This is a genomic window from Arcticibacterium sp. SM2516 (assembly GCF_057914865.1).
The window spans coordinates 1,005,324-1,027,853 of the sequence record NZ_CP195290.1; the positions used below are offsets into that span (position 1 = coordinate 1,005,324).

The window sequence follows — 22,530 nt, forward strand, 5'->3', positions numbered from 1 at the left end:
TTTTAACAAATCAATTTCAAAATGAAAAAAACAATTTCAACAATCGCACTGTCTTCTGCTTTTTTATTCTTTTCTGCGTTAACATTTAGCTCTTGTGGAAGTGAAGCGAACAATGAAGAATCTCATGAACACATGGATGGTGAAGAAAATGGTGAAATGAATCACAATGGCATGAATAATCACGATGACACGAATCATGAAGGTATGGAAATGACGGAAACAATTTACGCTTGCCCTATGCATCCTGAAATTACGGGTGTTAAGGGAGACAAATGTTCCATCTGTAAAATGGAATTAGAGCCAACGGATGAAAGTATGCATAGGGACTAGCTTATAATTATGAGGGTATAAGAAATATTGTACCCTCATTTAATTTTTTAAAAATGAAACATAAGTATCAAATAACTGGAATGACTTGTAATGGCTGTCGAAGCCATGTTCAAAAAACGTTAAACGAAGTGCCTGGGGTTACTAATGTGGAAGTAAACCTGGAAGACAAGTCGGCAACTATTGAAATGGGAAGTCATATTCCATTAGAAACGTTTAAGGCAGCCTTGGAAAAAGAAGGAGGAAAGTATAGAATAGGAATGTTGAATGAAAAAATGGAAGAAGTTCCTTTAAAAGTAGATATTCCAACATCAGATAATAATGGAAATTTCTATTGCCCGATGCACTGTGAAGGCGATAAAATGTATGAAAAGGAAGGCAACTGTCCCGTGTGCGGCATGGATTTGGTGAAACAAGCAAGCGTTGAGAGTGGCTCAAAGTACACCTGCCCGATGCACCCAGAAATAGTTGAAAATGGGCCAGGAAGCTGTCCCATTTGCGGAATGGATTTAGTGCCATTAGTCCCTACGGATGATGAAAACAAAACCTATCAAAAATTACTTAAAAAGTTTAAAGTTGCGGTGGTGTTTACATTGCCTATTTTGATTTTGGTAATGGGCGAAATGATTCCAAATAATCCAATAACAAAATACCTTAATGTTGATTTTAAAAATTGGATTCAATTTGGGCTGTCTCTTCCTGTTGTCTTTTATGCCTGTTGGATGTTCTTTACACGTGCTTGGGTTTCCTTTAAAACTTGGAATTTAAATATGTTCAGTTTGATAGGTGTTGGGGCCGGAGCTGCATTTATATTTAGCATTGTGGCCTTACTTTTTCCTTCTATTTTTCCAGACCAATTCAAAAACGCGGATGGTAGTGTTTTTCTATATTTTGAAGCGGTAACTGTAATTCTAACCTTGGTTTTATTAGGGCAATTGTTAGAGGCAAGGGCACACAGCCAAACCAGTGGAGCCATAAAAGAATTGCTGAAATTAGCACCTACAGAGGCTGTTTTGGTGGAAAATGGCGTTGAAAAAATAATTTCCATCCATGATATTAAAGTAGGTGATTTACTGAGGGTAAAACCTGGTGATAAGATACCGGTTGATGGAAGCATTACGGAAGGAAACAGTAATGTAGATGAAAGTATGATTACGGGTGAACCTATTCCTGTAGAAAAAAATGTAAATGATAAGGTAAGTTCGGCGACTATCAACGGCAATAAATCATTTGTGATGAAAGCCGAAAAAGTAGGAGATGAAACCTTGCTTGCTCAAATAATTAAAATGGTGAACGATGCCAGTCGAAGCAAAGCACCCATTCAAAAATTGGCAGACACTATTTCTAAATATTTTGTTCCTACGGTAATTATCGTGTCGGTCATTACATTTTTTGTTTGGAAGTTTTTTGGACCCGAACCTTCTTATGTTTATGCTTTTGTCAATGCGTTGGCGGTGCTTATTATAGCTTGTCCTTGTGCTTTAGGTTTAGCCACCCCAATGAGCGTCATGGTGGGTGTCGGCAAAGGTGCCCAAATTGGTGTTTTGATTAAAAATGCCGAAGCCTTGGAAAAAATGGACAAGGTGGATGTACTCATTACAGATAAAACAGGCACTATTACGGAAGGTAAACCATCTTTAGAAAAGATCCATTCTTTCAATACTTATGCTGTAAACGAGCTTTTGCTGTTGGCGGCTTCTATTAACTCTCAAAGCGAACACCCATTGGCTGAAGCCATCGTAAATAAAGCAAAAAATGAAGGTATAGCTGTTAAAGCTATTTCCAAGTTTGAAGCGGTTTCTGGAAAAGGTGTTATAGGAATAGTAGATAATAAAAGCATTGTAATTGGTAATGATAAACTTTTGCTAGATAAAAATATAGCCATTTCTGAAAACGAAAAAGAGCAAATTATAATGGAACAGAAAAAAGGAAAAACTGTTTCCTATTTTGCTGTTGATGGGCAATTGGAGGGTTTTTTAGTTATCTCTGATGCCATAAAAAGTAGTAGCAAGGATGCTATCCAAAAGTTGATGGATGAGGGTGTTGAAGTCATTATGCTCACAGGCGATAATCATAATACGGCAGCTGCGGTGGCAAACGAACTAAACCTTAGCAACTTCAAAGCCGAATGTTTACCACAGGATAAATTGGCGGAAATAAAAAGACTTCAAGCCGAAGGCAAAGTGGTAGCCATGGCAGGTGATGGTATTAACGATGCACCAGCACTGGCACAGGCAGATATCGGAATTGCCATGGGTACGGGAACAGATGTGGCTATAGAAAGTGCTAAAATTACTTTGTTGAAAGGGGATTTACAAGGTATAGTAAAAGCAAAAACGCTCAGCCATAAAGTGATGCGAAACATTAAACAAAACTTGTTTTTTGCCTTTGGCTATAATGTTTTAGGAATTCCTATTGCTGCTGGTATCTTATATCCATTTTTCGGACTGTTGCTTTCGCCTATGATAGCCGCAGCTGCGATGAGCTTTAGTTCGGTTTCGGTAATTGCTAATTCTTTGAGGTTGAGAAGTTTAAAATTGTAAAGGTATGAAAACGCTAAAATGGATTTTTAAGAAATTGTTTATAAAAAAATGTTGCCAGTAGCAACACTAAATTTAATTAAAGATGAAAAAACTAATCATAATAATAACCATCATATTCGTGAGCAAAATGGGATTTGCTCAACATGATCATAATAATGTTTCGGAAGTGACTTCAGACACTAAAAAGAAACCAGCAAGCCCACGATTATCAGCTATGGAGATGATTGGAGAAAATCACGTGCACATTGATTATGGCTCTCCAAGCGTAAGAGGGCGTAGTATTTGGAATGGGCTTGTGGCTTTTGACCAAGTTTGGGCTTCTGGTGCTCATAAGGCTACTTGGATAGATTTTGGTAAGGATGTGAAAATTAATGGGGTATTAATACCAAAGGGAAAGTACGGTTTTTTCACTATTCCTGGAAAAAATGAATGGGTATTAATTGTCAATAAAGTTTGGGATATGCACTTAGCGGATGATTATAAAACGGAAAATGATATCATTCGAATTAAAGTTAAGCCAAGTAAAAATAAATCAAACGTAGAATCTCTAACCTACGACGTCATAGATTTAGGGAAAAACAAAGGCCAAATAAAAATGAGTTGGGAGAAAGTTAACGTTTCGTTTGATTTTGAAAATGCTAAATAATCAATCAGTGTTGATTTAAAAGAAGATTGCAAAATAACGCTTCTGTACATAAATGCTTGAAGATTGGTATGGTTTCGATTTGTCTTGATGAAAGGTGGCCTTATGAATTTTTCGGTAAGGCGATATTGTATTATTGAAAAACGAGCCTGTGAAGTATATGGATAATTATGAATGCCAAAGCAATTTAACCACGGTGAAACGGCATAGAGTATTCAATTTTTAAAGAAAAAGTTAGTAGTTGTCTGAAGAGAATTAAAAAAGATAAAAATGAAAAATGTAAACCGACCAACACTGCTGATTGCCCTCTTAACTCTAATCCTAGGATTATTCTTCGGTTGGTTGTTTTTTGGCGAGGGTAAAGCAGAACAAGATGAGCACAATCACTCTATGGCTAATGGCTCAGAAGTCTGGACATGTTCTATGCATCCACAAATTAGGCAAAGTGAACCAGGCCCATGTCCTCTCTGTGGAATGGATTTAATACCGGTAGATATGGGCGATTCGGATGATGAAAATCCCATGGAAGTAAAGATGTCTCCTACAGCAATGCAATTGGCAAACGTCCAAACAGCCATCATTGAAAAAGGAAAAGCAACCAAAGAGTTACGTTTGTCTGGTAAAATTCAGGTAGACGAGAGGTCTGTTTCTACACAAACAGCACACATTTCTGGAAGAGTAGAGAAGTTGTATATCAATACTACAGGGGAATATGTATCGAAAGGGAAAGTTATTGCAGAAATTTATTCGCCAGAATTGGTGACTGCACAGGAAGAATTATTTGAGGCCCAAAAGATGAAAGCTATGCAACCTCAATTATTCGCAGCGTCAAAAGAAAGATTGAGAAATTGGAAGCTAAGCGATAGTCAGATAGAAAACATTTTGCTGACAGGAAAGCCTCAAGAAAGATTTCCAATTCTATCCGATATTAATGGTGTCGTCATTAATAAAAAAATCCAACTAGGAGATTACATTAACAGAGGCTCTTCATTATTTGAATTGGCTAATTTATCACAAGTATGGGTATTATTTGATGTATATGAGAGTGATTTAACCTGGATCAAGACAGGAGACCTTGTCGAATACACGATTCAGGCATTTCCTGGTCAAAAATTTAAAGGGAAAATTAGCTTTATCGACCCATTTATTAACCCTACCACGAGAGTGGCCAAGGCAAGAGTTGTTACGGCTAATCCTGGAAATAAACTTAAGCCAGAGATGTTTGTGACCGGTATGCTATTAAGTCAGGTAAAGGGTAGTCAATCAGATATTGTGGTTCCAAAGTCTGCTGTAATGTGGACAGGAGAACGTTCTGTCGTTTATGTGAAATCGTTGAACGAGCAAAGTACAAGTTTTGCCATGCGTGTAGTGACGCTAGGGCCATCATTAGGAGATTCATATATCATTACAGACGGTTTAACATACGGTGAGGAAATTGTAACCTATGGTACTTTTAGCATAGATGCAGCAGCTCAGCTGGCGGGCAAACCCAGTATGATGAATCCAGAAGGTGGTAAAGCTATGGCCGGGCACAATCATGGCGAAATGAAGTAGCATTCATTGTTTGAATTAATTAAATGAAAGCAGTCGTCTTTGGAGTGAATAATAATCTTTTAAATACCTATTAAAAAATGATTCTGAATGTAAGGATAGAATGCATACCGACAATACTGTAAATCTCTCCCTCTTCGTTATGAGGTAAAGGGAAATTCTTAAGCCCGACTTTCGTTCTTGGAAATTCGTAATGGTATGGTCTATTGAAAATAATAAATGAGAGATAATCAATTGAGTCGTAAGGACTTTTTTAAAAGTTTGGGTTTAGGTGCCATTACATTGTTTGCCGGTAATGTAGCTTTGACATCTTGTAATAATGCGGATATTGTTCCAATGGATTTTACTTCTGCAGATATCGGCAATCCTTTAAGAATGCCTGCCACCTTATCTGCTATTGGCCAAATGAAAGCAATGAATGGTCAAGATGCTTTTGGAACAAATCAAAAGGTATCTGTTATGGGATATGACGGTGCTTTATTGGGACCAACAATCCGTACTCGGCAAGGAGAGGAGGTGAATTTATCGTTTAGGAATGAATTAAACGAAGATACAAATATCCATTGGCATGGATTGGTCATTGCACCCGAAATGGATGGTCATCCTACACATATAATAGAACCCCATGATGAGTTTCAGTTTAAATTCAAGGTCAATCAGCAAGCAGGAATGAACTGGTACCATCCACACCTTCACGAATCCACAGGAAGCCAAGTGACCCATGGATTATCTGGAATGTTTATCATTGAAAGTGATGCAGAAAAAGCCTTGTCTTTGCCAAGTAACCAATTTGAGATTCCATTAGTTATTCAAGATAAGCGGTTTAATAACGATGGTTCAATAAAGTACGCACCCAAAATGCAGGAAACCATGGATGGGTATTTAGGTGATCAAATAATGACCAATGGTACACTTAAGCCTTATCTCAATATTGCGACCCGTTTTTATCGATTCCGAATTCTAAATGGCTCGTCTGCTCGGATCTATAACCTCGCTTTAAGTGATGGTTCCGATTATTATGTGATAGGTTCGGATAATGGCATGCTTCCTCAGCCTCAAAAGGTCAATAGTCTTCTTTTAGGCTCAGGAGAAAGAGTAGACTTACTCATTGATTTTTCAAAGTATCCTGTGGGAGAGGATTTGTTTTTGATGAGTAAAACCTTCAGCGGTATGGGAAAAGCACAAGGAAAAAATGAGTTTAATATTTTGAAATTTAGTATTACTACGGAGGAAAAAGATGCCTTCAAGTTACCGAATACGCTGATTCCAATGACTAAAATTTCGGGGAGTACAAAGACCCGAAATTTTGAACTGAAGATGAAAATGCTAAGTCTAAAGGGGGGCATGCACCGTATCAATAATAAAGTATTTGATATGAATCGAATTGATGAAACGGTCCCTTTTGGAGCTACAGAAATTTGGGAATTTGATAATTCCTCTGGAGATGAGCCACACCCGATGCACATTCATGCCGTACAGTTTCAGTTAATTTCCCGTAAAGGAGGTCGTGGAATCATATTGCCACATGAAACAGGTTGGAAAGATACTGTGTTAGTGGCACCTGGTGAGAAAGTGCAAGTGATAATGAAATTTGAACAAAAAGGGAAATTTGTCTTTCACTGTCATAATTTGGAACATGAGGATGATGGGATGATGCAGAATTTTGAAGTTGTCTAAAGACTTATAGTAGCATTTTAAAGCTCGTAATTATATTCCGGCTTAAAGTCTGTCGCCCTGAAAGGCCATTGGTTTGACTTATGACATTGTTGCCTTCCCGGTTTTGTAAGTTTTGTCAAAAATGTAGAAACCATTACCAGAGTGCGTGGTGTTATGGTGGATTTTAAACTAGCTTTTGCTATTCGAAGAAAAGGTAAAAGTGTCTTATCAGAAGCTTTCAATATCTCGCACCATCTACAGATTTATATTAAACCACGAATTCAGCCAAGTGCTAACAAGTTTAATGAAATTTGAAATGGATGATTTATTTACAAGCTTTGGTACATGAAAAAAGTGAACTGTCAAGAATCAAATGGTTTATGAATAAAGTGCGAGTGTTTTGTATGTTGTTTTTTTTGGCTTTTGCCTTTAATGCTCAGTCTCAATCTGCCATAGAGATTAGAGTTAACCTGGCGGGTTACCCAAGCCATATGCCCAAAAAGGCTCTTATTCTTAGCAAAGGAGCCTTAGACAATCCTGTAGTGCTTCTAAAGGATAAAAATGGAAAAACAATTAATGAGTACACCTGCACACCACATATAAAGTCTTGGTATCCATTTTCTAATTATTACAGTGCGGATTTTTCAGACTTTCATAAAACAGGAAATTACTATTTTGAATTAAAAGAAAGTGAAGTTCAAAGTCATGATTTTACCATTGGTCCTTATCCAGCATGGCAAGAAGATGTGGTTAGTTTTATTCGAACACAACGATGTGGTTTCAATCCGTATACCCAAGAGTTTTGTCATCAAAAAGACGGTTTAAGTTTCTTTGGAAAGCGATTAGATTCCACCAGAATAGATGCCACAGGTGGCTGGCACGATGCCGGTGACCAGTTAAAATATCTTATTACCAGTAGCAACACGGCTGCCAGATTACTCATGGCATATCAAATGAATCCAGATGGTTTTCTTGATGAAGTAGATGCTAGAGGATTAAAAGGTAATAATCAGTTACCAGATGTGCTTGATGAAGCAAAATGGGGACTGGAATGGCTATTAAAACTACACCCAAGTGCTGATGAACTTTACCATCAGGTGGCAGATGATAGAGATCATAGAGGCTTTAAACTGCCTCACGAAGAAAATGCAGATTATGGATGGGGACCAAATGACTACAGACCGGTTTATTACGCTACAGGTGAGCCACAGGGGCTATCCAAGTACAAAAGCCGGGCCACAGGAATTGCTAATTTAGCAGGTCGTTCGTCGGCAACCTTGGCCTTAGGCTATCAAATCTTTAGCCAGTTTAAGACGTATGAAGTGTTTGCTCAATCCTGTCTGAAAGCTGCACAGGAACTTTACACCATGGGAAAGCAGCAAGAGGGTTATCAACAAGGCAACAGTTTTGGAGCACCTTATCGCTATGAGGAAAACACTTGGGCAGACGACATGGAGTGGGCTGCGGCCTGTTTGTATAAGATCTCCAAAGAGAAAAAGTATCTTAAAGATGCAAGAGCTTACGCAAAAATCATTGGCAACTGGTCTTGGATGGAGCGGGATTCTGCTAGTCATTACGAAATGTATCCCTATGTCAACATGGGGCATTACGCCTTGTGGCAAGTTGGTAATGCAAAAGACAAAAAAGAGATGATAAATCATTACGAACACAATCTAGAAAACATAAAAAAGAAAGCAGATCAAAACCCGTATGGTGTAGGCCATCTGTTTATATGGTGCTCTAATAATCTGGCGGCAGCAGTGGCCACTCAAGCTATGTTATATGAAGAAATGACGGGCTCAAAAAAATATCGTTCGCTCATGCAAGATCATATGAATTGGCTATTGGGATTAAACCCTTGGAATTCTAGTATGATTACAGAAATTCCAGAAAATGCAGATACACCCGTGGATGTACACATGCCATTTTGGAGAATTTATAAAAAATCCATCAAGGGAAGCCTGGTTGATGGGCCGCTTTGGTCTACCATTCACGATAACATGTTAGGGATTACCCTGTCTGAACCTGATGAATACAGTCACTTACAGCCCAAACACATCAAGTATATGGATGATTGGTCAGATTATAGCACCAATGAGCCAACGCTAGATGGTTCAGCAGAATTACTTCTTATTTTAATTAAGATGAGTAGTGAATAAAATCTATTTAAGTCTCCTCTTTTTTCTAATTAATATTTCTATTAATGCTCAGCATGTGATCGATGCACAAGGGGCAATTATTAGAACTGATACCTCGAAGAAAAACATTTACCTATGCTTTACTGGCCATTATTATGTGGATGGTTTTGAACATGTCATGAGTGTACTAAATAAACAAAAAGTAAAAGGCTCATTCTTTTTTACTGGTGATTTTATTAGGGCTAATGAGGATTTAGTAAAGGCCATTGTAAAAAAAGGACACTTTGTTGGAGCTCATTCTGATAAGCATCTTTTGTACTGCGACTGGACTAAAAGAGATAGCCTTCTACATTCTGAAAATAAAATCAAAGAGGATATCTTACACAATCTTGAAACCTTGAAAAGACTTAAGATTCTTCCAAAGTACTTTATGCCGCCATACGAATGGTACAATAAAAAAGTGGTGGAAATAGCCACAGAATTAGATCAAATAACTGTAATTTTTTCACCGGGAACTCGTAGCAATGCCGACTATACCACTCCTGATATGCCAAACTATATCACAAGTAATGCTATTTTAGAAAGCATATATACCTATCAAGAATCCCACAATATGAATGGCTTTCACTTGCTAATTCATCCTGGTACTAGCCCGAAAAGAGAGGATAAATTCTATTTATACCTAGATGAACTCATTAATAAATTAAAAAAGGAGGGTTATCATTTTTCGAAGTTCTAGTTTTTGACTAAACATACACGTGAAATTCTCATAAAAAGAATAAATAAATAATGCTTCAAAAAAGTTTCACTCCTTCGATAACGGGATTCCGTTAAGTATAATTACCATTCCCTAAAAATTTTAAGGACTTAAGAATAAAGGACTTAACTTCATGTGTCACTAGTTTTGAAGACATTTGAGAAGTCCTTATAGTATTTAAACCCGGATTATGCGTTGAGGAATTGTTATGAGTAATTAAAGTGCAATAAATCAGACAATTAAAGGAAATTAGCATAGCGTTTACCCTGAGCTAATGTCGAAGGGCTATGGTGATTGAGTTTAAATGGGTGTAGCCTGTGCTGAGCTAGACGAAGTGTAATGAGTTGAAGTAGTTTAGCTACGGCATAAATTGCCTAATGCATAAAGCGGGTTAATCTAAAACTTATATTAAAATGGGAAATCAGAATAATGAACCATCTCCAGAGATGATTATGCAAATCGGTACAGGTTTTTGGCCATCAAAAATCTTGTTGACAGCTGTAAATTTTGAATTGTTTACACTTTTGGCTCACAAAGGAAATATGACTGGCAATTCCATTAAAAAAGCTTTAAAACTTGGATGTACGGATAGGCATCTTTTTGATTTCCTCGATGTCTTGACAAGTTTCGGATTCTTAAGTCGAAAAGGTTTGCTGGAGAGTGCTGAATATTCAAACGGAACCGATTCTGACATTTTCTTAGACAAAAACAAACTGTCTTACATTGGAGGGATTTTGGAAATGATGAACAACCGGCTCTACGGATTCTGGGGGAATTTAGATGAGGCACTTATCTCAGGAAAAGCACAAAATGAAGTCAGCATTGGAGAAAAACCTATTTTTGAATTGTTGTACAGCAGTCCTGATTTGCTAAAAATATTTGTCAATGGCATGACTGGCATGCAAATGGGAAACTTCATAGCATTGGCTCAAGGTTTCGATTTTTCAAAATATGATACCTTCTTGGATGTGGGCGGTTCCGCAGGAGTGATGTCTCTCATGGTGGCCAAGCATAACCCTAATATGACATGTAAAACATTCGATTTACCGCCAGTTGAATCCATTGCGAATGAAACAATTCAAAAGTTTCAATTAGCCGATCGTGTTAAAGCGATTAGCGGTGATTTCTTTGCCGAAGAATTGCCAAAAGCAGATGTGGTGGCCATGGGCAATATACTTCATGACTGGAATGAGGAAAATAAAATCAAGCTGATTCAAAAAGCTTATGATGCCTTGCCTGATGGAGGTGTATTTATTGCCATTGAAGCCGTGATAGACAATGAAAGAAAACAAAATGCTTTTGGTATGATGATGAGCTTGAATATGCTGATAGAAACCGCCGATGGCTTTGATTATACCTTTGATGATTTTAATAAATGGACGAAACAAGTTGGATTTAAATCAACTTCTATAATGCCATTGACAGGACCTTCAAGTGCGGCTATTGCTTATAAATAAGTTTGTTAAATAATCTCAAAAGCACTTTAGTGTATCTTTATTTTAGAACTAAGTAGGTATTTTGAATTTATTCAAGTGTGGGGGAACGCGTACAATCACAATCTTGAAAGTTAATGGTTTTGCCGGAGTCACCGCTATACCAATGTTGGCAATAATGCAATATCACCTTGGCAACCAACTTAATAATTAATAACAGGGAAGCTTAAAACTGATTAGAATAAAAATGAAACAAAACAATTTTTTGGGAGTCTTAATATTTTTAGCATCAACTTTATTTGTCAGGTGTAAAAATTCGAGTGACTCTCCAGAAATTTCATCCGAGAAAACAGCATTGACAGATTCAGAAAAGGAATGGATTTCAATTTGGAACGGTAAAGACTTAACTGGCTGGCATACTTATTTCAATAGTCCTTTCTCTGCTTATGACATAACCCAGGAGGGTTTTTTGGGCTTGGATAATCCTACGCAGGACATCATTGATGTAGTCCAATTGGAGGATGGTAGTGCCATTCGCATCTCAGGGACCGCTTTTGGCATGATGTTTACAGAGCAGGATTATGGCAACTATCATCTCAAACTGAAAGTTAAATGGGGCAATGACAAGCACGCACCTGTAGTATATGAATCCAGGAATACTGGTTTGCTATATCATGGATTTGGTGAACCTGGATCTGCATATGCCTATTTGAATACGGTGGAATTTGAAATTCAAGAAGGTAACATGGGAGATTTCTGGCCAATAGGAGACATAGAAATCGATGTTCCGAGTAAACCTACAGATAGTAAATTCCATCAATATGATGAAAATTCACCGCTTCGAACCTACTCAACTACTAAGTTTTATAAAGATGGACTAACAGAATATGTAGAAGTAGGCTTAATGGATAGTTTAGTGAAAATGTATGTTAAAAAGTTTCCAGACAAAGAAAATAAGCATGGAGAGTGGAATGACATTGACCTAATCTGCTTTGGTGATTCAAGTATACACATGGTCAATGGTACTGTTGTTATGAGATTATTTAACGCAAGAAAAATGAGCGATAAAAGCCCTCGAAAGGCTGGCAAGCTAGTGATTCAATCGGAAGGGGCTGAAGTATACTATAAAGACGTCAGGCTTAAACGGATTAATGAGATGCCAAAGATATAAATCATTGAAATTCGATTAATACAATAACAGGGAAGCTAAAAACGGATTGGAGTAAGCAAAAACAAATTTAAAAAAAATGAAACAAATCAAATTTTTAGGAGTCTTAATTTTTTTCGCATCGATTGTATTTATCGGTTGCAAAAATTCGAGTGACTCTCAAGAAACTTCATCCGCAAAAACAGAATTGACAGTAGACGAAAAGGAAACTGCAAAAACAGAAATTTCGAATATCAATACTCAAATCGTTTCAAATTTGAATGCCCTTGATGCTGAGGCGGCAATGCAGGGATACTAAAAGAATGTTAAGAGTGTGAGTGTAGTGGGTGCGACTTCAGATTATCAAATTTTGGAAAATGACTTGAAAGAATCATTTTCAGCTTTAAAATCATTCTCATTGACGAAATTAAGTGAGGATGTCCTATTTATGTCAAAAACTTCTGTGCTTTGTACTTGGACAGGAACACTAGAAGTTGAACTTAAAACTGGCGAACGCTTTAAGAATGACATCCATACGACGAGTTTACTTTATAACAAAATAGACAATAAATGGAAAATTGTGTATGAGCACGCTTCTGAAACCCCAGCAAAACCAGTAGCGTAAAAAGCTAGAAAAAAACATTACTGCCAATCGAGAAGACTGCTCCAGAAGTAGTAACTGAAGGAGTACGCCTCTGGTACGCCGCCAGCCCCATCATACGCCAATTGCATTACGGCAATTCCATTGTGGCCAACATACGGCACTAGGTGTGCTCGTCTTTATACCACGGTTCATTAAATCTCTGGTTGTAAGCAGTGATAATGATCCAACATGCCCTCATAATTTTAACTTTTCTAGCTTGATGGTAATCTTTAATTCCGATAGCTATCAGTATGCTTTTGTGCTGCTAGGCAAGCCTAGTGCAGCCTCCCATTCTTGTAAGACCACGGCTCCATCGGAACGCTTGCCCCAAGTCTAATCAGATTCTGTAGCTTACTTTCGGGTTTTTTCCAGACTTTGCGTCCCCATCACTCCAATACAATATCTCAACCTGTTTCTAAAGAGATGCATCTCATATCCTATTCGTTTGGCTTCTTCTTTTGACTTGTAATAGATACTAAAACCATTTGCATAGCAGACAAATAACAAGCCTTTTCTTTTGAATTCTTTATCCACCAACTGGTCAAGTATAATGTTTGAACTCAGTGGACTGCCTTGTGGGATTGCCATTGCCGCTTGCTTAGCTTTGGGTTACGTCTCTCTCGCTTATTTATGGAATGGCGACACCCAGTCTATCAGCCTTTGGATTGTTCCGTTAAAGACCTAAATTCGCCATTCCATGCACACACATGGCATGCAACGTTCATGCACCGCAAAATCTTGGTCAGGGCATGTATGCGGAGCCAATGGCAGTAATGCCAAAAACAGAATGTATTTTAAGATTGGCAGTCGTCACAAAAAGAAATTAATGCAAATGAATTGGATTCTATTAATTATTGCTGGACTATTTGAAGTAGCCTTTGCGGCTTGTCTTGGAAAAGCAAAAGAATCAACAGGAATTGAAACAACTTATTGGTACATAGGGTTTTTGATTTGTTTAGGAATAAGTATGTTTCTGCTTGTAAAAGTGACTCAGCAACTACCAATAGGAACTGCATATGCAGTTTGGACAGGAATTGGTGCTGTAGGGACAGTTTTGGTTGGAATGCTAATTTTTAAGGAACCAGCCACATTTTGGCGATTATTTTTCATTACAACATTAATTACCTCCATTATTGGGCTGAAAGTAGTCTCACATTAATCTTAAAAAAAAATAACATATACTGCTAATAATTAGCCCCGAATGTAGGGATTAAGGTTTCGGTGCTTTCGATAAACTCATCAAGGATTCATTCGAGTCTCGATTGCTATCGGGAGATTTTCTAATGAGTAAAGCGAAAGCGGGTTAAAGAAATAAATGTGCGATTCAAGTCACACACAATCAATAAAAATACTTTAATCAAACTCTTAAAAAGTCTGTGCTAAACCGGCAAATGGGCGTTTCGGAAGCCTCTACTAATTATATAGGAGTGCGTTGCTGTCATTTAAAAAGTAGCATTAACCAACAATATTGTGAAAGCGAGGGGAATGCAACCAAATCTAAAAATAGCCTAAAACATTTTTAACTTCTTCTTTATACTTTCGACCAACAGGTATTGAGATACCTTTCAAATCTAATTTACTTGGCGAAAATGAATCAATAAAATTGAGACCTACAATAAATGAGCGATGCACCCTCAAAAACTTTTCTTTAGGCAATAATTCTTTTACTGCAGAAATACTTTTATAGGCAATAATTTCTTTATCAGTGGTTTTGACTTTTATATAGTTTTTAAGGCTTTCAATAAATATAATATCATTTATTGAAATTTTCTGAAGTGATTTTTCAACTTTCAAATAAATGAACATGTCATCATTAAGTTGCTCCTTTTCCAGTTCCTTAGTTTTTTCATTCGACTTTTGCCAACTTTTGAAGAACGTATAGCCTAAAGGTATAATGACCGCCATATTAACATCTAATAGCGTATTCATGATTTCAGTAATAGCGAAGAAATTTGAAGATTTGAAGCTTTGTAGATAATAGGGTTGAATAATATAAAAGAATACAACCCGCTGAATAAAGATGGAAACAAATACCAATAACAGAATAAGGAAAACGATGAACTTGCCATGTTTATTTTTAAGAAAATATTTAGGAAACAAGTGATACAAGGTTACATAGACCAAAATCATTCTGGCTGGAAGACTTAATATCTGAATCATAAAATTCCTATAATAATCGTAATCATAAGTTCCCCAAACCAAAGTGAAGAAACTCACAAAGACCAACCAATACAAAATGTGTTTGGTCATTGGGTAAGAATTCGCTTTCACAGAAAAAAGAGAGCATTTCATATTACTAAACTTCATTCGACCAAAATCAATAAAATAATCTTAATAACCAGTAATAATATACAAACAACCGTCAATATTGTACGAAAGACCACGAGGAATTACTAATTCTATAGTTGTTCAATTTATTATAAAGCCCACTCCTAAAGGTTATTCGATAAGCAGAAGTGGTTGTTTATATAATGCTTTTGGTAGTCATTCTTTGTCAGCATTAATATTGGGCAAACAAATTTTAATTTTCCAATATGAAAACGGTGTATAAAATATTTATCCCAACCCTATTATTGTTTTTACCACTTATTCTAACAGCTCAAAACATAACATTGAACAGCGTGGAACCACCAAATTGGTGGACGAATATGAAATATAATACGGTGAATTTATTGATTTATGGAAACAACATTTCTGAGTTGAAGCCTGAAATTGACTATCCTGAAGTAGAACTAGTTTCAATTGAAAAAGTAACTAATAAAAACTATTTATTTGTTACGATAAGAATAAATCCAACGGCTAAACCAGGAAATGTTGAGTTGAAATTCTACGATAAAAAGGAATTGTTAATAACTAAGGAATTTCCCATTCTTGAAAGAGAAAAAAATAGTGCTGAAAGAGAAAGTTACACTCAAAAAGATGCTATTCTACTCATAGTTCCGGACCGGTTCTCAAATGGCAATACTCAGAATGATATTTTACAATCAATGAATGAAAAAACCATAGACAGACAAAATGAAGATAAAAGACACGGTGGAGATATTCAAGGTATAATCAATCATTTGGATTACATAAAAACGCTCGGATTTACCCAAATTTGGAACACACCTTTAATAGAAAACGACCAACCGGAATACTCTTATCACGGCTATGCCTCAACGGACTTTTATAAAATTGACCCTCGTTTTGGTACCAACGAACAATTTAAAACCTTGGTGCAAGAAGCTCAAAAAAGAGGTATTGGTATGATATGGGATGTAGTTCTAAATCATTGCGGAGCGGAATATTATTTTATAAAAGACTTGCCATCCAAAGATTGGACTAATTATTCAACGAGTAAAACGCGAACCAATCACGCAAGAACAACTGTGACAGATATTTATGCGAGTGAGATTGATAAAAAAGAATATACCGACGGTTGGTTTGATGGTCACATGGCGGATTTAAACCAAAGAAATCCATTAGTAGCAAAATATCTGATTCAAAACACAATTTGGTGGGCGGAATTTGCCGGACTTTCAGGGCTTAGAGAAGATACTTTTTCTTATTCAGATAAAGATTTTTTAGCCGAATGGACTAAAACAATACTCGAAGAATATCCCAATTTTAACATCGCTGGCGAAGAAATGTCGAGAATAGTGGCTCAGACAGCCTATTGGCAAAAAGATAAAGTAAATACTGACGGTTATCAATGCTATTTGCCCACGCTCATGGACTTCTTGTTAAATGACAATATAGTTTCGAGCCTTAATGGTTCTAACCCTTGGTTTTCAACTTGGAGAGATACTTACTTTGGGATTGCTCAAGATTATCAATTTCCGCATCCTAATGACCAATTGATATTTCCTGACAATCACGATGTAGACAGATTTTATTCTAGGATAAATAAAGATTTTGATAACTGGAAATTGGGAATAGCAATGTATATGACCATGAGAGGTATCCCTCAGTTCTTTTATGGAACCGAGCTGTTAATGACCAATGAACGAGCAGGAAGTGACGGACAGCGACGAGGTGATTTTTATGGTGGTTGGAAAGAAGACTCAAAAAATGCACAGACTGGAATTGGGCTTACTTCAAAAGAAAAGGAAGCACAAATTTATTTTTCCAAACTATTAAACTGGAGGAAAACAAATAAGGTGTTTGAAAACGGAAAATTTAAGCACTATGCACCACAAAATAATGACGTTTATGTCTATTTCAGATATAACGACGATAAAAAAATAATGGTTATTTTAAATAAAAACAAGGAAGCTGTAAATCTGGATATAAACAGATACAATGAGATGATTACTAATAATTTTGTTGCAAAAGATGTGATAACCAATAAAATATTACGAATAAATAATTCATTAGAAATTCCCGCAATTACAGCTATGATTTTAGAAATTGAATAGGAATAAATGCTAGCAAGAATTAGACTCAAATGAAGCGATTGAGCTACATCGACATGTTTAGTATAAGCTTCGATAAACGCTTAAATCCGGATTATGCCTTGGGGAATCGTTATGAGTTTTAAAGTGCAATAAATCAGATAATTAATGGAAGCTAGCATAGCGTTTACGCTGTGCTAATGTCGAAGGGCTATGGTGATTTCCTTTATTAGGTGTAGCCTGTGCTTAGCTTGACGAAGTATACTGATTTGAAGCAATTTAGCTACGGTTCCGATAAAATCGGGAGATTGTCTAATACATAAAGCGGGTAAAACTTCATTTGAGTTCTGATAGCCATCGGAATTGAGCTTAAGCCTCCACCTAGGGCATAATTGTATGACTTATCATTGATTTTTTGCTATTTATACTGAGCCTGTCGAAGTATGGGGATTGAAAATATTCTTACTTTTTAAATTTGAGTAATTGTAGTATTTGATACTAAGTTTTCGATTTACTACTGCCATTTGAAATGCTATGAGGCGAATTTTAAAGCATGGCTTAACCTTTTCAAATTAATATTAATGATTCTATTGGCTCTTGAGTTTTGTTTTTGGATGCTAAAAAGTCATAGGGATGCGTATATGTACATGCGTTAATATATTGCATCAAATTCGCTTAACATTTAGGGTCATTTTCATTTTCTGGCTGGCATCTATTATCTTTATCAATAAAAAGCTTTAGTCAGAATTAAAATGACACATCCTTTAAGAGAGCATATTCAAGAAGTTATTAGCCTAACCGATGAGGAATTTGATTTTGTGTTGAGCCATTTTGAGCGAATCAATAAGCGTAAAAATCAATATGTTGTTCAAGAAGGAGAAATTGTCAACAAAGAATACTGGATAATAAAAGGTTGCTTAAAAAACTACTTTGTTGACAGTAGCGGAAGAGAACATATACTCCAATTTGGTATGGAGAATTGGTGGATTACCGATTATGAATCTTTTGTAAATCAAACTAAATCTAAAACTTCTATCGACTGTATCGAGGATAGCGAATTACTGTACATATCTTTCGAAAACAGGGATAAGCTAACTGCTCAAATGCATAAAATGGAACGTTTTTGGGCTAAAAAGAGTAAAATCGGTCGAATTTCACTTCAAAACCGCATTTTATCGTTGTTGAAAAATTCAACCAAAGAAAGTTACGACTTGCTCCTAGAGCAATATCCAAAGCTCTTTCAACGTGTTCCTAAAAAAATGATAGCTGCCTATCTCGGTGTTTCTAGAGAAACACTGAGTAGATTAAATTCATAAATCTATTTCTTCCTCACTTAATGTGACCTACATCACTTCAAAGAAGTGACAAACCTCCTTTCTGAAAAATCAGGTTCTTATCAATTTTGCATGACAATTAATTTAATAAAAAGGTTATGCCATACATTAATATTAGAGTTACTGATGAACAAGTAACTCAAGAGCAAAAACGTCAATTAATAGAAGGTGCTACGCAACTAGTAGTTGACATACTTAACAAAAACCCACAAACAACCCATGTGGTTATTGATGAAGTACCAATAGCAAATTGGGGAGTAAATGGAAAACAGTATTTAGGATCTAAAAAGTAAAGAAAATGAAAAACAAAACCGTAATCATTACAGGAGCATCCACAGGAATTGGTAAAGAAATTGCAAAATATTTTATAGCAAGAGAAAGTAATGTTGTCATGAACTCTTCCAACGAAGAAAACTTAAGAAAGACTTACCATGAATTTGGATCCCCTTCTAACGCTATTTATTTAGCTGGAGACGTTAGCAAACAAGAAACAGGTCAAAGACTTATTGCTTTGGCACTTAGAAAATTTAACACTGTAGATGTTTTAATAAATAATGCAGGGGTATTTGCTCCAAAACCTTTTTTGGATGTTGAAGAAAACGATTTAGACCTGTATTGGAACGTAAACCTGAAAGGAACATTTTTTACCTCTCAAGCGGCTATTCCTTCAATGATAAAACAACATAATGGTTCTATAATAAACATAGGAACTGTTTTAGTAGAACATGCTATAGGTGGGTTTCCTGCAACAGCACCACTAACAAGTAAAGGTGCTATTCATTCTTTAACGAGACAATTAGCCACTGAATTTGGGAAAAACAACATTAAGGTTAATACTATCGCTCCAGGAATTATCCGAAGTCCATTACAAAGTAAAATTGGAATTGAAAATGCGGACAGTTTATCTGGATTACACTTATTAAAAAGAATTGGAGAAGCAATTGAAATCGCAGAAGCAGCTTATTACTTGGCTTCATCAAATTTTGTAACAGGAGAAACAATTAACGTAGCTGGTGGCCATACCATCGGACACGCTATCTAAAATCAATAATCATGTATAAAGAGAATATAAAAGAAATTGAAAATTTGATTACCAATTACTTCATAGGGATTTTCAATGGAGATAGGGCTAAACTTGAAGCTTGTTTTAATGAGAACGTAAATATTTATGGAGATATAAAAGAGATTGAATATTTGAAGAGCATAAAAGAATATCTAGATGGAGTTCAGAATAGGCAAAGCCCGAAAGATTTAAATGAATCTTTCCGAATGAAAATAATAGGAATAGATATTATGGGTAAAATTGCCATGGCTAAATTACATGTTCCAATGCTAGGATATAATTATTATGACTATATATCACTTGCTAAAATTGATAGCAATTGGAAAATTGTAAATAAGATATTTACTCATGTAGTATAAATAATCAGTTGCGAATCGAGTAGCCCGACCCATCAATAGAACATGATGGGTCGGGCTTTTGTCCGCCAGCCCGAATCACACCATAATTCCATTATGTTCTTCCCTACCTTGTGAAGGCATCCGATGGTCGGTCGCATTTGCCACTTGCTTAGCTTAGGATAATGACTCTCTCGCTTACGGACGGGGATGCCTAAGCTTACACTCTTTGGATTGGTTCCGATAAAGAATTCAATTCGCTTTCAAGGCACACATATATAATCTTTTACCTGTTAAAAATTGCTTCCTGTACGAGAGTTTTCATACACATACATTAGGGTAGATTTATTTAATTTACGCTATAATTCAAACCCGCCTTATGTATTAGAAAATCTCCCGATTTTATCGGGGCCGTAACTAAATTGCTTCAAATCAGTTCGTCAACCCATTTAAACTCAATCACCAGAGCGGTGCTATGCTAATCTCGTTTAAATGTCTGATTTATTACACTTTAGCTACTCATTACAATTCTCCAATGCATAAACCGGGTTAAAGAAAGTCCCTTTTCAATTGCTTTATGCAGACTAACCAAAAGCCCTGTGGATTTTCTACTAAGCTTTTATTTCCTAAATTCGGCTTTTACCCACACCAAATAAAAATTCTAACACGTTCAACCCATAAATGTAAATGAGACTCAAATTCTGTTTAACAATTTTATTAGCACTAACATTTTATAGCCATATAGATGCCCAGCCCCGTGAACAACTGGTGAAGGTGATTGTAACACCAAATCATGCTGACTGGACCTATGAAGTTGGCGATCAGGCTGAATTTACCATTACAGCTTTAAGAAATAATGTACCGCTTGAGGGGATTGAAATCAAGTACACCATACAACCAGATCCTGGCTATCGGTTAGTTGAGATATGGGACCAAGGGGCGTTTGTACTTAATAAGAAATCAATTAAAATAAAGGCCAAAAAATTTAAAGAACCAGGCTTTCTTCGTTGCACGGCAACTGTAGAAGTGGATGGTAATACGTACTCCTCCTATGCAACGGCTGGTTTTTCTCCTGAAAAAATTGAACCAACCACAACGCTACCCAAAGACTTTGAAGCGTTTTGGGACAAAGGAAAAAATGATTTATCCAAAGTACCGGTTAATCCCATTATTACCCTAATGCCTGAAAGGTGTACCTCAAAAGCCAATGTATATCATGTAGAATTGGACAATATTGAAGGAAAAATTTATGGTATACTATGTACTCCGAAAAAGGAGGGCAAATATCCAGCAATATTACACGTTCCGGGAGCAGGTGTTCGGCCATACTATGGCGTGGTATCAGAAGCAGAAAAAGGATTTATATCCTTTACCATTGGTATTCATGGTATACCTGTAAACCTTGACCAGCGTGTTTACGATAATTTAAAGGAAGGTGCATTGAAAAATTATTGGGGTATCAATCTGGATGATAAAGACAATGCCTATTATAAACGTGTTTATCTTGGATGTGTAAGAGCGGTAGACTTCATGTTTGGTCTTGATAATTTTGATGGAGAGAATATTGGGGTAACAGGAGGAAGCCAAGGTGGTGCACTTTCAATAGTTACCGCGAGTTTAGATAGCCGTATTAAATATTTGGCTGCATTTTACCCAGCCCTTTCAGATTTAACTGGTTTTTTGCATAATCGAGCGGGAGGTTGGCCACAAATATTTACTGATGATTATACGAACAAGCCAGAGAAAATAGAGACATCAAAATACTTTGATGTAGTAAATTTCGCCCGATTTGTGAAAGTGCCAGGATGGTATAGTTGGGGCTATAATGATAATGTCTGCCCTCCAACCTCAACGTATTCTGCATATAATGTGCTTAAGTCTGAAAAAGAGCTTCATATATTTCAGGAAACCCAGCACTGGTCATTTCCGGAACAACATGAAATGAGGGATAAATGGCTTATAGAGAAACTAAAAAAATGAGTTTTCTAAAATTACTTCTATGAAAGTGTAACCTAAATATACTCGTATAAAAGCGTCTACCTTTGTAAAAAGCAAGTAAGATTTTGGTGCGTATCTCGCTCTATTCATGTTTCGGTTTTAGTTACCTTGGGTTGAGCTCAACAATTAGGCTCGTATGTAGCGATTAAGGCTTCGGTGCTTCGATAAACTCAGCAACCTTCATTTGACATCTAAAAAGCTCAAGCCCCTAGGGCATAATTGTATGCCTTATCATTGATTTTTTTGCTATCTAAACTGAGCTTGTCGAAGAATGGGAATTGAATCTGTTCTTTCTCTCAAAGAATTATTATTTGTAGCGATTGATATTAAGTTTTTGACTTATTGCTGCCATTTTAAGTTCTGTAAGGCCAGCTTTATAGTGTGATTTAACCTGATTTCTTTACAAAATGTAAACCATTGATATACCTCTCCCAGCTTCTTTTTGGAGTGTTATCATTAAAATTTGGGCAAAAATGAATAAAGAAGTTGTGGTGGAGATTTTATCGAAATCCTCTACTATTTTGGTGAGTAAACCAAAACACTATAGAAATGGGGGGCACTCAAAAGACCTAGATGTGCTGTAGTCTCA

At 36.4% G+C, this 22,530-nt stretch carries 20 protein-coding genes; 18 read left to right on the top strand and 2 right to left on the bottom strand.

Going from position 1 to position 22,530, the window contains the following annotated elements; genetic code table 11:
* The first annotated feature begins 21 nt into the window (after positions 1 to 21).
* The 11 genes from ACSBFT_RS04245 to ACSBFT_RS04295 all read left to right on the top strand — a co-directional run bounded on the left by ACSBFT_RS04245 (position 22) and on the right by ACSBFT_RS04295 (position 12,820).
* Positions 22 to 330, top strand: a complete 309-nt coding sequence (locus ACSBFT_RS04245) for a heavy metal-binding domain-containing protein (protein ID WP_489603663.1) — start codon at positions 22 to 24, stop codon at positions 328 to 330.
* Between the two features lie 53 nt (positions 331 to 383).
* Positions 384 to 2,870 (top strand): heavy metal translocating P-type ATPase, encoded by a 2,487-nt coding sequence (locus tag ACSBFT_RS04250; RefSeq protein WP_489603664.1) that lies wholly within the window; start codon positions 384 to 386, stop codon positions 2,868 to 2,870.
* 82 nt (positions 2,871 to 2,952) lie between these two features.
* Positions 2,953 to 3,516, top strand: a complete 564-nt coding sequence (locus ACSBFT_RS04255) for a DUF2911 domain-containing protein (protein ID WP_463047887.1) — start codon at positions 2,953 to 2,955, stop codon at positions 3,514 to 3,516.
* Positions 3,517 to 3,783: 267 nt separating this feature from the next.
* The gene (locus ACSBFT_RS04260; protein ID WP_489603665.1) at positions 3,784 to 5,067 is read left to right on the top strand and encodes an efflux RND transporter periplasmic adaptor subunit; all 1,284 of its coding nucleotides are present in this window, start codon (positions 3,784 to 3,786) and stop codon (positions 5,065 to 5,067) included.
* Between the two features lie 216 nt (positions 5,068 to 5,283).
* Positions 5,284 to 6,741, top strand: coding sequence for a multicopper oxidase family protein (locus tag ACSBFT_RS04265; RefSeq protein WP_489603666.1), 1,458 nt, complete (start codon positions 5,284 to 5,286; stop codon positions 6,739 to 6,741).
* 299 nt (positions 6,742 to 7,040) lie between these two features.
* Positions 7,041 to 8,879, top strand: a complete 1,839-nt coding sequence (locus ACSBFT_RS04270; protein ID WP_489603667.1) for a glycoside hydrolase family 9 protein — start codon at positions 7,041 to 7,043, stop codon at positions 8,877 to 8,879.
* A complete protein-coding gene (locus ACSBFT_RS04275) occupies positions 8,872 to 9,597 on the top strand; it encodes a polysaccharide deacetylase family protein (RefSeq protein WP_489603668.1) in 726 nt (241 codons plus the stop codon). Before ACSBFT_RS04270 ends, ACSBFT_RS04275 begins: the two co-directional genes overlap by 8 nt.
* A gap of 431 nt (positions 9,598 to 10,028) precedes the next feature.
* Positions 10,029 to 11,072 (top strand): methyltransferase, encoded by a 1,044-nt coding sequence (locus tag ACSBFT_RS04280; RefSeq protein WP_489603669.1) that lies wholly within the window; start codon positions 10,029 to 10,031, stop codon positions 11,070 to 11,072.
* Positions 11,073 to 11,295: 223 nt separating this feature from the next.
* Entirely contained in the window at positions 11,296 to 12,219 is a 924-nt protein-coding gene (locus ACSBFT_RS04285) for a 3-keto-disaccharide hydrolase (RefSeq protein WP_489603670.1), read from the top strand.
* Between the two features lie 76 nt (positions 12,220 to 12,295).
* Positions 12,296 to 12,514 carry a hypothetical protein gene (locus ACSBFT_RS04290; RefSeq protein ID WP_489603671.1) on the top strand — a complete coding sequence of 73 codons (219 nt, stop codon included), beginning with the start codon at positions 12,296 to 12,298 and terminating at the stop codon, positions 12,512 to 12,514.
* Positions 12,515 to 12,613: 99 nt separating this feature from the next.
* Complete coding sequence (locus tag ACSBFT_RS04295) at positions 12,614 to 12,820, top strand: Cif family virulence factor (RefSeq protein ID WP_489603672.1); 207 nt, start codon at positions 12,614 to 12,616, stop codon at positions 12,818 to 12,820.
* Positions 12,821 to 13,189: 369 nt separating this feature from the next.
* On the opposite strand, the gene ACSBFT_RS04300 is transcribed toward ACSBFT_RS04295, so the two are convergent.
* A complete protein-coding gene (locus ACSBFT_RS04300; protein WP_489603673.1) occupies positions 13,190 to 13,426 on the bottom strand; it encodes a hypothetical protein in 237 nt (78 codons plus the stop codon).
* A 244-nt stretch (positions 13,427 to 13,670) separates the two neighbouring features.
* Between ACSBFT_RS04300 and ACSBFT_RS04305 the strand changes: the two genes are divergently transcribed.
* A complete protein-coding gene (locus tag ACSBFT_RS04305) occupies positions 13,671 to 13,997 on the top strand; it encodes a DMT family transporter (RefSeq protein WP_463045671.1) in 327 nt (108 codons plus the stop codon).
* A 338-nt stretch (positions 13,998 to 14,335) separates the two neighbouring features.
* Here the strand turns inward: ACSBFT_RS04305 and ACSBFT_RS04310 are convergent, their stop codons facing one another.
* Positions 14,336 to 14,767: a LytR/AlgR family response regulator transcription factor gene (locus tag ACSBFT_RS04310; RefSeq protein ID WP_489603674.1), complete on the bottom strand. Its 432-nt coding sequence runs from the start codon at positions 14,765 to 14,767 to the stop codon at positions 14,336 to 14,338.
* Between the two features lie 605 nt (positions 14,768 to 15,372).
* Here ACSBFT_RS04310 and ACSBFT_RS04315 point away from each other — a divergent pair.
* The 6 genes from ACSBFT_RS04315 to ACSBFT_RS04340 all read left to right on the top strand — a co-directional run bounded on the left by ACSBFT_RS04315 (position 15,373) and on the right by ACSBFT_RS04340 (position 21,923).
* Entirely contained in the window at positions 15,373 to 17,235 is a 1,863-nt protein-coding gene (locus tag ACSBFT_RS04315; RefSeq protein ID WP_489603675.1) for a glycoside hydrolase family 13 protein, read from the top strand.
* A gap of 728 nt (positions 17,236 to 17,963) precedes the next feature.
* Positions 17,964 to 18,527: a Crp/Fnr family transcriptional regulator gene (locus ACSBFT_RS04320; RefSeq protein ID WP_463045726.1), complete on the top strand. Its 564-nt coding sequence runs from the start codon at positions 17,964 to 17,966 to the stop codon at positions 18,525 to 18,527.
* A gap of 116 nt (positions 18,528 to 18,643) precedes the next feature.
* Positions 18,644 to 18,838: a tautomerase family protein gene (locus ACSBFT_RS04325; protein WP_489603676.1), complete on the top strand. Its 195-nt coding sequence runs from the start codon at positions 18,644 to 18,646 to the stop codon at positions 18,836 to 18,838.
* Positions 18,839 to 18,843: 5 nt separating this feature from the next.
* Complete coding sequence (locus ACSBFT_RS04330; RefSeq protein ID WP_489603677.1) at positions 18,844 to 19,587, top strand: SDR family NAD(P)-dependent oxidoreductase; 744 nt, start codon at positions 18,844 to 18,846, stop codon at positions 19,585 to 19,587.
* An 11-nt stretch (positions 19,588 to 19,598) separates the two neighbouring features.
* Positions 19,599 to 19,967, top strand: a complete 369-nt coding sequence (locus ACSBFT_RS04335) for a nuclear transport factor 2 family protein (protein WP_489603678.1) — start codon at positions 19,599 to 19,601, stop codon at positions 19,965 to 19,967.
* Between the two features lie 663 nt (positions 19,968 to 20,630).
* The gene (locus ACSBFT_RS04340) at positions 20,631 to 21,923 is read left to right on the top strand and encodes an acetylxylan esterase (protein WP_489603679.1); all 1,293 of its coding nucleotides are present in this window, start codon (positions 20,631 to 20,633) and stop codon (positions 21,921 to 21,923) included.
* Positions 21,924 to 22,530 lie beyond the last annotated feature (607 nt).

Coding starts and splice junctions, on each gene's coding strand:
- ACSBFT_RS04280 (WP_489603669.1), top strand. CDS start 10,029: ATGGGAAATCAGAATAATGAACCATCTCCAGAGATGATTATGCAAATC.
- ACSBFT_RS04305 (WP_463045671.1), top strand. CDS start 13,671: ATGAATTGGATTCTATTAATTATTGCTGGACTATTTGAAGTAGCCTTT.
- ACSBFT_RS04245 (WP_489603663.1), top strand. CDS start 22: ATGAAAAAAACAATTTCAACAATCGCACTGTCTTCTGCTTTTTTATTC.
- ACSBFT_RS04285 (WP_489603670.1), top strand. CDS start 11,296: ATGAAACAAAACAATTTTTTGGGAGTCTTAATATTTTTAGCATCAACT.
- ACSBFT_RS04255 (WP_463047887.1), top strand. CDS start 2,953: ATGAAAAAACTAATCATAATAATAACCATCATATTCGTGAGCAAAATG.
- ACSBFT_RS04325 (WP_489603676.1), top strand. CDS start 18,644: ATGCCATACATTAATATTAGAGTTACTGATGAACAAGTAACTCAAGAG.
- ACSBFT_RS04315 (WP_489603675.1), top strand. CDS start 15,373: ATGAAAACGGTGTATAAAATATTTATCCCAACCCTATTATTGTTTTTA.
- ACSBFT_RS04320 (WP_463045726.1), top strand. CDS start 17,964: ATGACACATCCTTTAAGAGAGCATATTCAAGAAGTTATTAGCCTAACC.
- ACSBFT_RS04300 (WP_489603673.1), bottom strand. CDS start 13,426: ATGGCAATCCCACAAGGCAGTCCACTGAGTTCAAACATTATACTTGAC.
- ACSBFT_RS04290 (WP_489603671.1), top strand. CDS start 12,296: ATGAAACAAATCAAATTTTTAGGAGTCTTAATTTTTTTCGCATCGATT.
- ACSBFT_RS04335 (WP_489603678.1), top strand. CDS start 19,599: ATGTATAAAGAGAATATAAAAGAAATTGAAAATTTGATTACCAATTAC.
- ACSBFT_RS04270 (WP_489603667.1), top strand. CDS start 7,041: ATGATTTATTTACAAGCTTTGGTACATGAAAAAAGTGAACTGTCAAGA.
- ACSBFT_RS04265 (WP_489603666.1), top strand. CDS start 5,284: ATGAGAGATAATCAATTGAGTCGTAAGGACTTTTTTAAAAGTTTGGGT.
- ACSBFT_RS04260 (WP_489603665.1), top strand. CDS start 3,784: ATGAAAAATGTAAACCGACCAACACTGCTGATTGCCCTCTTAACTCTA.
- ACSBFT_RS04330 (WP_489603677.1), top strand. CDS start 18,844: ATGAAAAACAAAACCGTAATCATTACAGGAGCATCCACAGGAATTGGT.
- ACSBFT_RS04340 (WP_489603679.1), top strand. CDS start 20,631: ATGAGACTCAAATTCTGTTTAACAATTTTATTAGCACTAACATTTTAT.
- ACSBFT_RS04310 (WP_489603674.1), bottom strand. CDS start 14,767: ATGAATACGCTATTAGATGTTAATATGGCGGTCATTATACCTTTAGGC.
- ACSBFT_RS04250 (WP_489603664.1), top strand. CDS start 384: ATGAAACATAAGTATCAAATAACTGGAATGACTTGTAATGGCTGTCGA.